Below are 14266 nucleotides of genomic sequence, written 5' to 3' on the forward strand. Positions count from 1 at the left end.
TATACTTTTGCATCAAAATAAAAGTATTATGTCTTTAAATAGCATTTTTCAGTACTTTGTCCCAAAGGACAAAAAATTCTTCCCTCTGTTTGAGCAGGCTGGCGCTAACCTTATTGAAATGGCGAAGCTGTTAAATATCTCGGTAAATAGCACTAATCTAGAAGAAAGAAAAGAGCTTTCTAAAAAGCTTGAAGACCTGGAGCATGTTGGTGATAACATCACCCACCAGATACATTTAGAACTTGGCCGTAATTTTATTACTCCTTTTGACCGCGAAGACATACATGCCTTAGCGAGCTCTCTTGATGACGTAGCTGATTTTATACATGGAGCCTCCAATAGGATGCAACTATATAATGTGGAGCAACCGACTCAACCGATGATCGAAATCACGGCTTTGATTCTAGAAGCAACTGAGCATGTTGCCAAAGCTTTGTTCGAATTAAAGGACTTGAAAAACATTCGTAATATCACGGACTCTTGTGTGCGCATCAACAGTGTTGAAAACAAAGCTGACTATATTTTTGATAAAGCTGTTGCAGATCTTTTCGAGTATGAAAAAGATGCAATATCTCTTATCAAACAAAAAGAAGTTTTATCCGCAATGGAAGACGCAACCGACAAATGTGAGGATGTGGCAAATGTACTGGAAAGTATCCTTGTTAAAAACGCCTAATGGTGACACGCTAACTATACATAATTAATTTATTATGATTACGACTTTATTAGTTGTTGTTATCGTGCTGGCAATAGCTTTTGATTATATCAATGGTTTTCACGATGCAGCCAATTCAATTGCAACTATCGTATCGACAAAAGTGTTGACGCCCTTTGTAGCTGTACTCTGGGCCGCTCTATTCAATTTTGTTGCATACTTTGTATTTACAGACCATAAGGTAGCCAACACGATAGCAAAGACAGTTATAGATGAATATATCACGTTAGAAGTAATATTTGCTGGACTTGTCGCAGCCATATCCTGGAATCTATTTACATGGTATTACGGCATACCTTCTTCTTCATCGCATACCTTAATTGGTGGATTTGCAGGATCTGGAATGGCCTACGCCTTATTTCTTGGAGCAAATCCAATAGAAGCTATAAACCTAGGAGCTACTTTAAAAATTCTATCTTTTATTGTACTAGCTCCCGTAATTGGTATGACGATAGCCATTATAGTAACACTTATCATTATCAACATCTGCAAAAAAACAAGGCCTAGCGTTGCGGAGCGCTGGTTTAAATTTTTACAACTGGTCTCTTCTGCAGGTTTGAGTTTTGCTCATGGTGGAAATGATGCACAAAAAGTAATGGGAATAATCGCAACCGCATTGATAGCACAGGGTGTAATCGGAAGTTTTGAGGAGATGCCGGAATGGGTTCCACTTTCTTGTTATGTTGCAATTGCAGCAGGTACCATGAGTGGCGGGTGGAAAATTGTAAAAACAATGGGCACAAAGATTACGAAAGTGACACCACTGGAAGGAGTCAGTGCTGAAACAGCTGGTGCAGTGACACTAGGAATTACAGAGCATTTTGGTATACCGGCATCCACAACACATACTATCACAGGAGCCATTATTGGGGTCGGAGTGGTAAAAAGAGTCTCCGCTGTACGGTGGGGTGTGACGATAAGCTTGCTATGGGCGTGGATATTGACTATTCCGGTAAGTGCTATCTTAGGTGGCTTGACCTTAGCCATTATACACTATATACTTTAATAGTCTGATTTTTGCAATCATTTTGAACAGAATATGTTAGGTAATGTAGCGCAAAAGCTACATTACCTTTCTTTTTTTATCGAATGACAAACAAATTTGAGTGAAATATTTGCTATATAACAGACAAATAAGTAATTTTACCTATTATTTAACAAGGGACGGGGGCAAAAATTAATTTTCATTGTAATTTATTTTTTTGGCACCGTTATTGTTAAGTTATGTTAAAAATGAGAACAATTAAAAATTTTAATAACCTTAAACAAAAGAGTATGAACTATTCTACAATTAAAAAAACAGCTGTTGCAGCTTCTTTAGTAGCCGCTTTAGGTTTTGCTGAAACTGCTCAAGCTCAAACTCCAACTGTATTTGGTGGTAGATCACAATACAGAACTTGGTCTATCGGAGTACAAGGTGGTATCACTACGCCTAACACTTTAATCGGTGGTAACAATGCTTTTGGTCAAAAAGTAGGTTACTTCCAAAATAAAGTAGGTGAGTACTATGGTTTGACTGTTCGCAAGCAATTCTCTCACCTATTTGGTTTAGAGGTTGAAGCTAACCGTGGTAAAATCAAATCTTTCAACAAAAACAACGCTTTCGAAGCTGGTTCTGGTGCTACTGGAGCAGGTACAGCGAAGTCTGTTGAAACTTCTGTAAACTGGGCAGCTAGCTTAAACGGTGTATTCCAATTAGGAACTATCGACTTCTTGAGAAGAGAAAATGCTGTTAACTTCTACGCTAAAGTAGGTTTAGGAGCTTTCGCTTACAACCCAGTTCAATTCGCAAACAACGAATTTGGTGGTGGCGAAGTTTACAACAACAAAGACAAATGGGGTGATGATATTTTTGGAGACAGAGAGCACAAAGGAGATAGAAAAGACCGTCTAGGTATGATCGTTCCTGTTGGTGTTGGTGCTAAATTCAAATTATCTGAAGTTGTTGCCTTGAACTTAGGTTACACAATGAACTTCACTGATGAGGCATTATTATACGGACCAAACAGACACGGAGATTCTAAACAACGTTTTGCTAACGTATATGGTGGTCTAGAGTTTACATTAGGTTCAAAAGACAAACAAAACTTGACTTTTGCTAATCCAGTTGCTACTATGTATGATGAGTTGAGAGACCCATCTTTACGTAACGAAGTTGAAGCATTAAAACAACGCGTTTCTTCATTAGAAGGTACTGTTGATGCTTTAGGAAAAGATTCAGATGGTGACGGTGTGCCAGATAAATTTGACAAATGTCCTAACACTCCTGCTGGTACAGTAGTTGATGGTTCTGGATGTCCTATCAAATTCCCTGAGCAAGTTGTAGCTCCAGGTGCTACTACAGGTGCTTACTACGCTCCTATTCAATTCGAGTTTGATAGCTCAGTATTGAAAACTGAATCATACGGTACATTAGATAAATTAGCTAAAGAAATCCGTGATGCTAAATCATCAGTTACTTTAGACGGTTATGCATCTTCAGAAGGTTCTGAAGCTTACAACGTAAGTTTATCTAAAGATCGTGCTAACGCGGTAAAACAATACTTAGTAAATGCTGGTGTATCTGCATCTAGCATCAATGCTAACGGTTACGGAGAAGCAAATCCAATTGCATCTAACGCAACTGAAGCTGGTCGTGTTCAAAACCGTCGTGTTGAGATCAAAAAATAATCATACATAACGTATAATTATTAAGTATAATAAGCCGTCCCGAAATTCGGGACGGCTTTGTTTATGTTAAACCTTTTCACTTTTTTGCACTCTGATGTTAATATGTGGAAAAGAAATTTGGACTGGTTTGGTTTAAAAAGCGTATTTTTCAATAAATAGTTACGATATGGAAGAGGAATTTGAGTTTGGATCGCCGGAGGAGCAAAAGGAATCTGTAAATCGTTATGAGGAAATGATTCGGAATGACGACCAGTATTTCTTTGACTCGGCAGCTTTTGATAGTATTATTGATTACTATACCGAAAAAAATGACCCATTAAAGGCATTACAGGTTATCGATTTTGCAAGCAGTCAGCACCCTTTTGAGACATCCTTCTTCTTAAAAAAAGCGCAGCTTTTGGCTTCTGTACAACAATATGAAAAAGCACTAGAAGCACTCCTCAAAGCAGAGCTACTAGAACCCTCTGACGGAGATATTCAGCTCGTGAGAGGATCTATTTTGGCTTCTACCGGTAAATATCAGGAAGCTGAAGAAGCAATGCTTAACGCTTTAAACAGCGTAGAAAACAAAGAAGATGTATACTATCAGCTTGCGGGGCTATATCAAATACAAGGGGCTTATGAAAAGGCTGTGCATTATCTCAAAAAAACACTCGAAGCTAATTTAGAAAATCAAGATGCATTATACGAGCTAGCTTTCTGTTACGACATACTAGACAGACAAGAGGAGAGTATTTCATTTTATAACGAGTTTATAGACAGAGATCCATATTCATTCATCGCTTGGTATAACCTAGGGAATGCATACCACAAAATGTCCAGATTTGAGGAAGCTATAGACGCCTATGATTACTCGATTCTTATAAAAGAAAATTTTGCATCAGCATATTTTAATAAAGGGAATGCACTTGTAAACCTTGACAAATACTCTGAAGCAATACTCGTATACAAACAAACCTTCGAATATGAACCTCCCAATGCAGACACATACTGTGCTATGGGAGAGTGTTACGAAAAATTAGAGCAAATGGACACCGCAAGGGATTACTACAAAAAAGCGGTAAAACTTGACAGCGACCTATCGGACGCTTGGTTTGGAATCGGGGTAACATTAGATTTTGAAGAACGATATTTCGAATCGCTGCATTTCTACAAAAAAGCATTAGAGCTTGAAGACGACAATCCAGACTATTGGTTTGCCATTGCAGATGCAAGATACAAGCTAGGTCAGGTCGAAGAATCAGAAAAGGCCTATGCTAGAGTAGTGGAACTCAATCCTACAGACATGGATGCCTGGTTAGATTTTTCATCCATCTATTTCGAACAAAAAAAATTCGTGGAAGCGATAGAAACGATGTCTGAAGCAATAAAATGCAACCCAGACACAGCAGAACTCTACTACAGGTTAGTCGCTTACTTGTTCGCTAATGGTCAGTACAATGAAGCGCTTAATTTTCTGGAACTCGCACTGGCCTTTGGGCCTGAAAAGCATAACATTTTATTTGATTACCTACCACAACTACAGGGAAATCAAATCATTTCGGAGATAATAAAGAAATACACGTCAAATTCATGATAAAACTAGGATTAATAGGGTTTCCACTAGGTCACTCTTTTTCAAAAAACTATTACCTATCAAAATTTGAGGACGAGGAGATCAACGATGTAAACTACGATCTATATTCGCTAGAGAACATCAATCAATTCCCTAGCTTATTTCTTAATGACAATCGGTTTAGAGGCTTTAATGTTACAATACCTCACAAACAAACTGTTATGGGTTTCATCGACGACCTTTCCATAGAAGCAAAGGAAATCGGTGCAGTCAACTGTATAACAGTGCATCGTAGTGAAGATAAGGTGTCTTTAAAAGGCTACAATACAGATGCCTTTGGTTTCGAAACATCGTTGACCCCACTTCTAACACCTCAACATAATAGAGCCCTAGTTCTTGGAAATGGAGGCGCGGCAAAAGCTATACTCTACACGTTCGAAAAACTAGGCATCCCTTATACGATAGTTAGCAGAAGTAAAACAAATGGTCATCTTACCTACGAACAACTTAATGAAGATCTTATTTCTTCGCACCCTATAATTGTCAACTGCACCCCCCTCGGGACATTTCCAAATATAGAAGAATGTCCGCAAATTCCTTATGAATATATCAGCAATAGACATCTGCTCTACGACCTCATCTACAATCCTGTCGAAACTTTATTTCTACAAAAAGGAAGGTCACAGAATGCGATAACAAAGAACGGTCATGAAATGCTGATTCTCCAGGCTGAAAAGAACTGGCAAATATGGAAAGATAACTTCTAGATGATACGTAATATTACTCTCCTAATCCTAGCAGGCCTAACAATTACAGGCTGTAATAACGACGATTATAGCCCAAAACCACGTGGATTTCACCGAATTATATTTCCAGAAAAGATATATATACAACGTGAAACGGGATGTCCTTACAGCTTTGAAATACCGAAATACAGTAATCTTGCGGTGGATAAAAGCAGCAATGCAAAACCCTGCTGGAAAAATCTAGACTTTCCTCAATTCAATGCGAGATTACACCTTAGTTACTTCGAAATAGGACCAAACTCGACTTTAGAACAGCTCACTGAAGATGCCCGTACCTTTGCTTTCAAACATACCGCTATGGCAAGCGCTATAGAACAACAGGTAATCTCCCTCCCGGAACATAATGTCTATGGGCTGGAGTATCACATACAAGGAAATACTGCATCAAACTATCAATTTTTCATATCGGACAAATCCAAGCATTACCTACGAGGCGCTTTATACTTCAATGAAAAACCACATCTAGACTCTATACAACCCGTCCTCAAGTTTATAGAAGAGGACATCGCGCACCTCATCAACACGAGCAAGTGGTTCTAAACAGTGCTTTTTGCTACAGATATTCGTGAATTATATGCTTTTTAGCTAAGTTTGAGTTATGATTAATATAGAAACTATCACATTCAATCCCTATCAGGAAAACACTTATATCCTTTTCGACGATAAAAAAAACTGTGTGATTATTGACCCTGGGATGCATACACCTACGGAAGAAGAACAGTTAGAGTCCTTCATCACTGAAAACGGACTGAAGCCTCAATTCTTATTGAATACCCATTGTCATATTGACCATGTCCTTGGAAATCATTTTGTTTATGAAAAATGGGGACTTAAACCGCTATTCCACGAAGGTGAAATTTCTGTATTAGTAGCTGTACAAAACTATGCTCCACAAATGGGATTCCGATATGAGCCCTCCCCGATCCCCGAAACCTTCTTAGTCGATGGGCAGGAACTTATGCTCGGAGACCATATCTTACATTGTATACTAGCTCCCGGACACTCGCCTGCCCATCTTTGTTTCTACTGTGCAGAACAAGATTTTTTAATAGGTGGAGATGTCCTATTCAGGAATAGCATAGGTCGAACAGATCTGCCTGGGGGAGACCACGAAACATTATTAAATGCCATTAAAAAAAATATATACACCCTACCCGATAAAACGATTGTCTATCCAGGCCATGGTCCCACCACTACTATCGCGTACGAAAAAGAAACAAATCCATTTATCCGCGGATGAGAAAATTAAAAATACCCTTACTATTTGCTTGCCGTTACCTTTTTTCAAAAAAACCGGTTAATGCAATAAACATCATTTCTATAATAAGTATTGTAGGGGTATTCGTTAGTACAGCTGCTCTTGTCATCGTTCTTTCGTTTTACAATGGTATGGAAAAGTTTATCTTATCCATGTATAGCAACTCTACGCCAGACTTACGTATCGAACCTAAACAAGGGAAAACCTTCTCTGGTGAAACCCAGGTGTTCAAACAGATTTCTTCGTCACCTGAAGTAAAAAACTATGTTGAATTACTGGAAGATAAAATTCTCATTCAATATGATCATCAGCAATTTGTTGGCCAACTCAAAGGCATTTCTCCCAATGCCCTCGCTGTACAAGATCAACAGGAGATCCTACATTCTGGTAAGTTCATAATCCAGGCGGATTCAACAGACTATGCGTTAATAGGTGCCCAGATTCAATCCAATTTGCAAATTCCTCTTACGGGATTTTATAATCAGATCGAACTCTACTTTCCAAGAAAAGGCGCTTCAACCAACAACCTAAACCCACTAGAAGACTTCAACATACGAACAATCGCCGTCAATGGTGTTCTGACCTATCAACCAGAATTCGACAACATCGTCCTCGTACCGATGAGTTTTGCAAGAGACATTTTGGGAGAGCCAAACGAAATATCTGCTATCGAAATATACATTAACGATGTCACCAAGACCGCTAAAATTCAGAAAAGTTTAGAAAAAGATCTTAGCGAACAATTTCTAGTTAAGAACAGGGAACAACAAAACCCGACTTTGTATAAAACTGTGAAATCAGAAAAATGGATTGTCTTCTTTATACTAACCTTTATTGGCATCATCGCGATTTTCAACATCATCGGTTCACTCACCATGTTAGTCATTGATAAAAAAGAAGACATGAAAATCCTACAGCATCTTGGTGCTAAAAAATCGATGGTCGAACGGATTTTCTTTATTGAAGGAATTTTAATTGCGCTTATAGGAAGCGCACTAGGCATAGCAATAGGTTACCTTTTTTGTAAACTACAGGAAACCTTTGGCTTTATTCGTACAGGAGAAATGGAAGGTTCACTTATCGATGTATACCCTATAGACATCCGCTCTCAAGATTTTTTTATTGTATTTACAACAGTCTTCATTCTATCAGCCTGTGTTTCATACTTCTCGTCAAGATTAAGCGTACGTGAAATTGGCAGAATAACGGATATAAACAAAGTAGAGTAGCCTAATATTTTAGCTTTTGTCTGCTGTAGTCTCCCCTTTGAATCTGATTGATCAATTGCGCCCAGCCAAATGGATTCAACAGCGGATTGGCATATCTTTGATTTATATTCTTATTCGTCATATTTATGTGTCTCTGCGTTGAATTAAAGCTCTGAATTTCATCAGCGCTACGAGGTACAATACGCGCCAATGCGGCCATAGCTTCAGGACTCAAATTGTTTCGCGCCGACGCTACAGGATCATGGCCGTCTTTCATCCCCATGAAATCCGCCAGGTAGTCCTCATAGCTAGCCCAAGGAAAAGGAGTCACTGCAGGCAATTCAATCACTAAACTACGCATCTGTATATGCGCAGTAAATTTATCGTCGGAGACTACAGGTATCACAAATGTCACTGGATCATACCCTACACTAGAAAACTGTATAGTATCACCGCTGTGCGCTACAAATGAAAAATAACCGTCGTTATTAGAAATAAAAGTTTGATTATTGTAGGATGTATTTTTTATTGTCACATAAGCTACCGGTAGCTCAGATCCGACAGAAGATATTAATCCACTGAACTGAAGAATACTTTTAGTTTGAGCAGCCCCAAATTGTATCCAGCAGGCAAAACATAAAACGAATAGGTACTTTAGATATTGTTGCATTCTAACAAAAATAATTAAACACAAAATACCTTCCTGTTAAAATTTGTTAAGCAAAAACCAACAATTCCGTTACAATTGGTTAGGCGTTGTAGCATTCGGATCATCCATATCCGTAATATTGATTGCTTCTACAGCAACAATCTCGGGTACAGCCTTTTTCACCGCTTGTTCCAATCCTGCCTTAAACGTCATAATACTCATAGAACAGCTGGCACAAGCTCCCAATAGCCTCAACCGAACGATATTATCGCTGGTAATTTCTTCAATACTAACATTCCCTCCATCTGTTTCAAGATAAGGTCTTAATGTGTCTAATGCTTGTTCGACTCTTTCTCTTAAGGTCATTTTATTAAATACTTTCTTTCCTGTGGAGTAAAGATATACAAATATTTACTTATTTTGAAATCCTATGACGTTTTATCGCATAATCGTGACAGGCTCCATATTAAGGGTTAAAGTTTGTTAAAGCCGCGCTTTGATGTCACTAACTCAATTAAAATCAATTAAATTGCGCGCTGAAATATAATTGAATATTATCTTTAATTGACGTATCTTTGTACAATGTTTTTAAATAGACGCACAGGAGTTATAATCACTTTTTTATTCGCCGTATTTTTTTTAACCGGCTGTAAAAGTAAGTTTGAAAAGCTGAAAAACAGCAATAATATAGCCATGAAGTATCAAGAGGCTGTAAAATTTTATGAAAAAGGAAAATACTCAAAAGCTTTAATTCTATTTGATGATTTAGCGGAAAAATACCGTGGTCGTGCAGAAGCGGAAGATCTTTTTTATCTCCGTGCCAATGCTACGTATCGCCTAAGGGATTATACTTCGGCTCGATATCATTTCAAAAGTTTTGCTACGATCTACCCGAGCAGCCCACGCGCTGAAGAGTGTAGATATATGGCTGCTTATTGTTACTATATTGAGTCCCCTCGATCAAATTTGGATCAAGAGAATACCCGTAAAGCAATAGATGAATTACAGCTCTTTGTAAACTACTACCCAGAATCCGATAGAGCTAAAGAAGCAGGAGAACTGATTCAGAATCTCCGGGAAAAATTGGAAAAGAAAGCTTTTGACAATGCAAAGCTTTACTACAATATGGGGCTGTCAGATGATTATCGTGCGGCGGTAATTGCGTTAGAGAATGTTTTAAAAGATTATCCTGACACGCGTTTTGCAGAAGAAATTGAATACTTGATTGTAAAAGCACAGTATTTATTTGCAGACAACAGCTATCCAAATAGACAAGAAAAACGCTTTAATGATGCGATTGATTATTATGAAACGTTTATTGACCATTATCCATCAAGTAAATATCGAAATGAGTTAGATGGATTAAAGTCGAGTGCGGACAAAAAGATTGTATTCGCGATCCGTAAAATGAACGAAATCAACAAGCAGATAGAAGATCAAAATAAAGAACTTGGGATAACCGAAGTAAATACAGAAGCGACAGCAACACAAGTTAAGAAATAGAATATTTATATAATATATCAACAAATATGAGTCAAGCAAAAAACAACGCCGTTCCAAACTCTACCGTTACTAGGGATTTAAGAGAATTGGATCAAGCTACCGACAACCTGTACGAATCTATAGTTGTAATTAGCAAAAGAGCGAACCAAATTGGAGTGGAGATGAAGGAGGAGTTGAATTCCAAATTGGCAGAATTTGCTAGCAACAATGATAATTTGGAAGAGGTTTTCGAAAACCGAGAGCAAATTGAAATCTCAAAACACTACGAACGTATGCCAAAAGCAACTCTTGTTGCAATTGATGAATTTCTAAACGACAAAGTTTATTTTAGAAATCCTTCAAAAGAGCAAGATTAATCGTATTGAAAAAATGTCTTCTCTAAAAGACAAAAATATAGTACTTGGTGTATGCGGCAGTATAGCCGCATACAAAATTGCCTATTTATTACGGTTACTAATCAAAGAAGGGGCCAATGTTCAAGTCTTAATGACTAAAGAGGCAACTCAATTTATCACCCCCCTAACACTATCTACGCTTTCAAAAAAACCTGTACTCGTCGAGTATTACGAAGAAAACACAGGTTCATGGAATAATCATGTACAATTGGGCCTAGATGCTGACCTAATGATTATTGCCCCAGCCTCGGCCAATACAATAGCAAAATTTGCAAACGGAATTTGTGACAATCTGTTAACAGCAACATACCTTTCTTCTAAATGCCCTGTCTATTTAGCACCAGCAATGGATTTAGACATGTGGAAACATCCAGCAACGCAATTCAATATCTCACGCATTCAGTCCTATGGGAATATTATAATTCCTCCAGGAAATGGAGAGCTTGCTAGCGGATTGGTCGGTGAAGGCCGTCTAGCTGAACCTGAAGAAATCATACAATTCTTGCTTTCAAGTTTAGAAGATAATTTGCCTTTAAAAGGAAAAACGGCATTAGTAACAGCAGGGCCAACTTATGAGTCAATAGACCCCGTTCGCTTTATCGGAAATCACTCATCAGGAAAAATGGGTTATGCTCTAGCTATTCGTCTGAAGGAACTCGGAGCAAAAGTAACACTTATATCAGGCCCTACAGCACTACCTGCGCCTACAGGAATTAAAACTATTAATATACAATCCGCTCAACAAATGCTTGAAGCAAGTAGCTCAGAATTTGTAACAGCAGATATAATTGTCATGAGCGCTGCTGTTGCAGATTATACTCCTGTAGATGTTGCGCATCAGAAAATAAAGAAAAAAGAAGAAGAATTCTCAATTCAACTCAAGAAAACAACAGATATCCTCGCTTTCTTAGGGCAACATAAAAGGCCTCAGCAAACTTTAGTCGGCTTCGCTTTAGAGACAAATAATGAACTAGAACACGCAAAAGATAAGCTAGAACGTAAAAACCTAGATTTTATTGTTCTAAATTCCTTGGTAGACAAAGGGGCTGGATTTGGAACTGACACAAATAAAGTCACAATTGTTTCCAAAACAGGAGAAATAGAAGAGTTTAACCTAAAGAGTAAAGTTGAAGTAGCTAATGATATATGCGAACTAATACTTCAGCATCAAAATAAGGCGTATTCAACTCTTTGAGATATATTAAAGATTTGCAATGCGAACTTCTTTAGGGTAGTAGTTATTAATACGATTTGGCATCGCTTTAATCCATCCTAAATCCATCCCTTCATAACGTACAATAATCCAACCGCTCAACTCCTTCTTATTCACCAAAGGCGACAAACTTTCTTTACGAAGATAGGTCAACATTTCCTCTAAATCCAGATCCAGAAACGGAATGTCCTTGTGAATTCGATTACTCAAAGCAAGATCGTGACTTGGAACCAGGTCTTTGCCAACCACTCGTCCGATTTCTGTGCCAGCATTTTTCAAATAAAGCACTTTCTGTAAAGCTGTTAAATCCTGTTCATATACTTTCGGAAAAATATGTAATAAGTCATGATAAAGAAAGGAATAAAGACCTTCCATATTAGCCCATCCTTGTGCTAGAGATTGTGGTGCCACATTCTTCTCCATCTTTACTTTCTTAAGAGAAAAACTCGGCACATCTCCCTTACGCTTGAGAATTGCACAGAAAAATCCCTCCCCTGCTACCTTATGTGGATAGAAACGATATGAGGTTGCTTCGTGTTTATCTGACTTTCCAACTTCTATACCCCAGGAAGAGTTAATCGATACTGATATCGACTCAAGATTGAATGTATCTATCATCCAATCTACGATATCCTCATTCTCTTCTTTTGAATAAGAGCAAGTCGAATAAAAAATAACTCCACCAGTCCTTACAGTCGCTATACTATCCGCTATAATGCGCTTTTGCCTTTCGCTACATAACTTGACATTGGCCATCGACCATTCATCCATAGCACCATGGTCTTTATGAAACATACCTGAGCCTGAGCAAGGGGCATCAATAACAGCAAAATCAAAATATCCAGGTAAACGAGAGAAAGAACTGGGATCATTATTGGAAACAATCACGTTCGCATTTCCCCACTTCACCAGATTATCGCGTAGTATCGAGGCCCTACTTTTAATTATTTCATTTGCAACCAACAAACTGTCTTTGTGTAACGTAGAATTCAACAAGGTAGCCTTACCTCCTGGAGCCGAACATAAATCCAATGCGCGTATAGGCTCGATATTCAGTTTAAGCTCACGAATAACAAAATCAAGAAACATTGAGCTCGCTTCCTGAGAATAATAACATCCAGCATGAAACAAAGGATCCAATGTAAAAATAGGTCTTTTATTAAGGTAAAAACCACCTTCACACCAAGGTATCTCTCGATCAATATCTAGCAGAGACAAATCAAACTTCTTCCCTGGATTAATACGTATAGAGGATGTTTTTTGTTCTTTATCATGAATGCTAACAAAAGCATTATAATCAAAATGGGGATCTCCTTGGAGATGTCTAACTAAATCTGGTGGGAGTTTATTACTCATGCACAAAAATAAAAAGTCAAAACTAAAAGTCAAAACTAAAATGAAATCCAGCCTAATAGTCTTATCTTTGACTATTCTAAATGCTCTTACTTCTATGAAGAATTTCAAGAAATACTACATCATTCCGACTACTCCAGAAGATATTTATCGTGCGTTGACTACAGATATCACTATTCGCTTATGGACAGGAGACCTAGTTGAAATAGATGCTCGTGAAGGCGGACAATTCTCGTTTTGGGATGGAGGTATTACGGGACATTTCATCGAACTAGAACCTTTTAAAAAAATTGTACAGCAATGGTACTTCGGAGAACAGGAAGAGCCCTCTATCGTCACAATAAAACTCCACGAACACAAAAAAGGCACCTCGTTTGAAGTCAACCATATTAATATTCCTGATGAAGACTACGAGGACATTGTTAATGGTTGGGATCAAGAATATGTAGGTAGCCTTATCGACTTCTATACAGAAGAATAGAGTTACATTTTCTCCAGCTTAAACCCTTTATTACTCGAATTAGCTATAACGAGTCCTCAATGAGGTCCCTTCCTCTTATACGACCGATAAGATCATCTTTCCTTTTAGGTTGCATTTACTTCTTATATAGGTATTTCTTACGAAAGTTCCACAGTTTATAAGCTATCCATTAGAATACATGTTCAGAATAGGTCTCCGGATAGCATTCTGACGAAGGAGTTTGAGTATCTACATTCATACAGTAAAAGCCCCTAGGGCTTAGCTAGGGGCTTCGTAAACAGTCTGCCGGCTGGCGGATACCCTTCCACCTATTACCGCCATACTATAGATTGAGAAAAGTACGCACAAAACAAAAGCCCCTCCAGTTTCCTGAAGGGGCTTCGTATTAAAAAAGGCACCGACCTACTCTCCCACCTGTTACGGCAATACCATCGGCTCTGGCGGGCTTGACTTCTCTGTT

15 protein-coding genes are annotated in these 14266 nt (G+C 38.2%); 12 read left to right on the forward strand and 3 right to left on the reverse strand.

The window, feature by feature from the left end; genetic code table 11:
* Positions 1-28 precede the first annotated feature (28 nt).
* The 8 genes from JKG64_RS20490 to JKG64_RS20525 all read left to right on the forward strand — a co-directional run bounded on the left by JKG64_RS20490 (position 29) and on the right by JKG64_RS20525 (position 8233).
* Positions 29-676: a DUF47 domain-containing protein gene (locus JKG64_RS20490; protein ID WP_133586525.1), complete on the forward strand. Its 648-nt coding sequence runs from the start codon at positions 29-31 to the stop codon at positions 674-676.
* Between the two features lie 34 nt (positions 677-710).
* Complete coding sequence (locus JKG64_RS20495; RefSeq protein WP_210356129.1) at positions 711-1721, forward strand: inorganic phosphate transporter; 1011 nt, start codon at positions 711-713, stop codon at positions 1719-1721.
* Positions 1722-1948: 227 nt separating this feature from the next.
* Complete coding sequence (locus JKG64_RS20500; RefSeq protein WP_380892504.1) at positions 1949-3385, forward strand: OmpA family protein; 1437 nt, start codon at positions 1949-1951, stop codon at positions 3383-3385.
* A 166-nt stretch (positions 3386-3551) separates the two neighbouring features.
* Entirely contained in the window at positions 3552-4961 is a 1410-nt protein-coding gene (locus tag JKG64_RS20505; RefSeq protein WP_210356130.1) for a tetratricopeptide repeat protein, read from the forward strand.
* Positions 4958-5707 (forward strand): shikimate dehydrogenase family protein, encoded by a 750-nt coding sequence (locus tag JKG64_RS20510; protein WP_210356131.1) that lies wholly within the window; start codon positions 4958-4960, stop codon positions 5705-5707. Before JKG64_RS20505 ends, JKG64_RS20510 begins: the two co-directional genes overlap by 4 nt.
* Positions 5708-6286, forward strand: a complete 579-nt coding sequence (gene gldD, locus JKG64_RS20515) for a gliding motility lipoprotein GldD (RefSeq protein WP_210356132.1) — start codon at positions 5708-5710, stop codon at positions 6284-6286.
* A 58-nt stretch (positions 6287-6344) separates the two neighbouring features.
* Positions 6345-6986 carry an MBL fold metallo-hydrolase gene (locus JKG64_RS20520; RefSeq protein WP_210356133.1) on the forward strand — a complete coding sequence of 214 codons (642 nt, stop codon included), beginning with the start codon at positions 6345-6347 and terminating at the stop codon, positions 6984-6986.
* Entirely contained in the window at positions 6983-8233 is a 1251-nt protein-coding gene (locus JKG64_RS20525) for an FtsX-like permease family protein (RefSeq protein ID WP_210356134.1), read from the forward strand. Before JKG64_RS20520 ends, JKG64_RS20525 begins: the two co-directional genes overlap by 4 nt.
* Position 8234: 1 nt before the next feature.
* Here the strand turns inward: JKG64_RS20525 and JKG64_RS20530 are convergent, their stop codons facing one another.
* Together JKG64_RS20530 and JKG64_RS20535 are read right to left on the reverse strand one after the other, a co-directional pair.
* Entirely contained in the window at positions 8235-8882 is a 648-nt protein-coding gene (locus tag JKG64_RS20530) for a carboxypeptidase-like regulatory domain-containing protein (RefSeq protein WP_210356135.1), read from the reverse strand.
* Between the two features lie 69 nt (positions 8883-8951).
* Positions 8952-9227 carry a NifU family protein gene (locus JKG64_RS20535; protein ID WP_133586517.1) on the reverse strand — a complete coding sequence of 92 codons (276 nt, stop codon included), beginning with the start codon at positions 9225-9227 and terminating at the stop codon, positions 8952-8954.
* Between the two features lie 216 nt (positions 9228-9443).
* On the opposite strand from JKG64_RS20535, the gene JKG64_RS20540 reads away from it, so the two are divergent.
* From JKG64_RS20540 to coaBC, 3 genes are read left to right on the forward strand one after another with little or no spacing between them, the layout of a single operon-like run.
* Positions 9444-10364 (forward strand): outer membrane protein assembly factor BamD, encoded by a 921-nt coding sequence (locus JKG64_RS20540; protein ID WP_210356136.1) that lies wholly within the window; start codon positions 9444-9446, stop codon positions 10362-10364.
* A 26-nt stretch (positions 10365-10390) separates the two neighbouring features.
* Positions 10391-10720, forward strand: a complete 330-nt coding sequence (locus tag JKG64_RS20545; protein ID WP_133586515.1) for a DNA-directed RNA polymerase subunit omega — start codon at positions 10391-10393, stop codon at positions 10718-10720.
* Positions 10721-10733: 13 nt separating this feature from the next.
* Positions 10734-11954, forward strand: a complete 1221-nt coding sequence (coaBC, locus tag JKG64_RS20550; protein WP_210356137.1) for a bifunctional phosphopantothenoylcysteine decarboxylase/phosphopantothenate--cysteine ligase CoaBC — start codon at positions 10734-10736, stop codon at positions 11952-11954.
* Between the two features lie 6 nt (positions 11955-11960).
* On the opposite strand, the gene JKG64_RS20555 is transcribed toward coaBC, so the two are convergent.
* Positions 11961-13328: a methyltransferase RsmF C-terminal domain-like protein gene (locus JKG64_RS20555; RefSeq protein ID WP_210356138.1), complete on the reverse strand. Its 1368-nt coding sequence runs from the start codon at positions 13326-13328 to the stop codon at positions 11961-11963.
* A 94-nt stretch (positions 13329-13422) separates the two neighbouring features.
* Between JKG64_RS20555 and JKG64_RS20560 the strand changes: the two genes are divergently transcribed.
* Positions 13423-13806 (forward strand): SRPBCC domain-containing protein, encoded by a 384-nt coding sequence (locus JKG64_RS20560; RefSeq protein WP_210356139.1) that lies wholly within the window; start codon positions 13423-13425, stop codon positions 13804-13806.
* Positions 13807-14266 lie beyond the last annotated feature (460 nt).

This window comes from Sphingobacterium tabacisoli (assembly GCF_017908035.1).
GTDB lineage: Bacteria > Bacteroidota > Bacteroidia > Sphingobacteriales > Sphingobacteriaceae > Sphingobacterium > Sphingobacterium tabacisoli.

Coding starts and splice junctions, on each gene's coding strand:
- JKG64_RS20490 (WP_133586525.1), top strand. CDS start 29: ATGTCTTTAAATAGCATTTTTCAGTACTTTGTCCCAAAGGACAAAAAA.
- JKG64_RS20495 (WP_210356129.1), top strand. CDS start 711: ATGATTACGACTTTATTAGTTGTTGTTATCGTGCTGGCAATAGCTTTT.
- JKG64_RS20500 (WP_380892504.1), top strand. CDS start 1,949: ATGAGAACAATTAAAAATTTTAATAACCTTAAACAAAAGAGTATGAAC.
- JKG64_RS20505 (WP_210356130.1), top strand. CDS start 3,552: ATGGAAGAGGAATTTGAGTTTGGATCGCCGGAGGAGCAAAAGGAATCT.
- JKG64_RS20510 (WP_210356131.1), top strand. CDS start 4,958: ATGATAAAACTAGGATTAATAGGGTTTCCACTAGGTCACTCTTTTTCA.
- gldD (WP_210356132.1), top strand. CDS start 5,708: ATGATACGTAATATTACTCTCCTAATCCTAGCAGGCCTAACAATTACA.
- JKG64_RS20520 (WP_210356133.1), top strand. CDS start 6,345: ATGATTAATATAGAAACTATCACATTCAATCCCTATCAGGAAAACACT.
- JKG64_RS20525 (WP_210356134.1), top strand. CDS start 6,983: ATGAGAAAATTAAAAATACCCTTACTATTTGCTTGCCGTTACCTTTTT.
- JKG64_RS20530 (WP_210356135.1), bottom strand. CDS start 8,882: ATGCAACAATATCTAAAGTACCTATTCGTTTTATGTTTTGCCTGCTGG.
- JKG64_RS20535 (WP_133586517.1), bottom strand. CDS start 9,227: ATGACCTTAAGAGAAAGAGTCGAACAAGCATTAGACACATTAAGACCT.
- JKG64_RS20540 (WP_210356136.1), top strand. CDS start 9,444: ATGTTTTTAAATAGACGCACAGGAGTTATAATCACTTTTTTATTCGCC.
- JKG64_RS20545 (WP_133586515.1), top strand. CDS start 10,391: ATGAGTCAAGCAAAAAACAACGCCGTTCCAAACTCTACCGTTACTAGG.
- coaBC (WP_210356137.1), top strand. CDS start 10,734: ATGTCTTCTCTAAAAGACAAAAATATAGTACTTGGTGTATGCGGCAGT.
- JKG64_RS20555 (WP_210356138.1), bottom strand. CDS start 13,328: ATGAGTAATAAACTCCCACCAGATTTAGTTAGACATCTCCAAGGAGAT.
- JKG64_RS20560 (WP_210356139.1), top strand. CDS start 13,423: ATGAAGAATTTCAAGAAATACTACATCATTCCGACTACTCCAGAAGAT.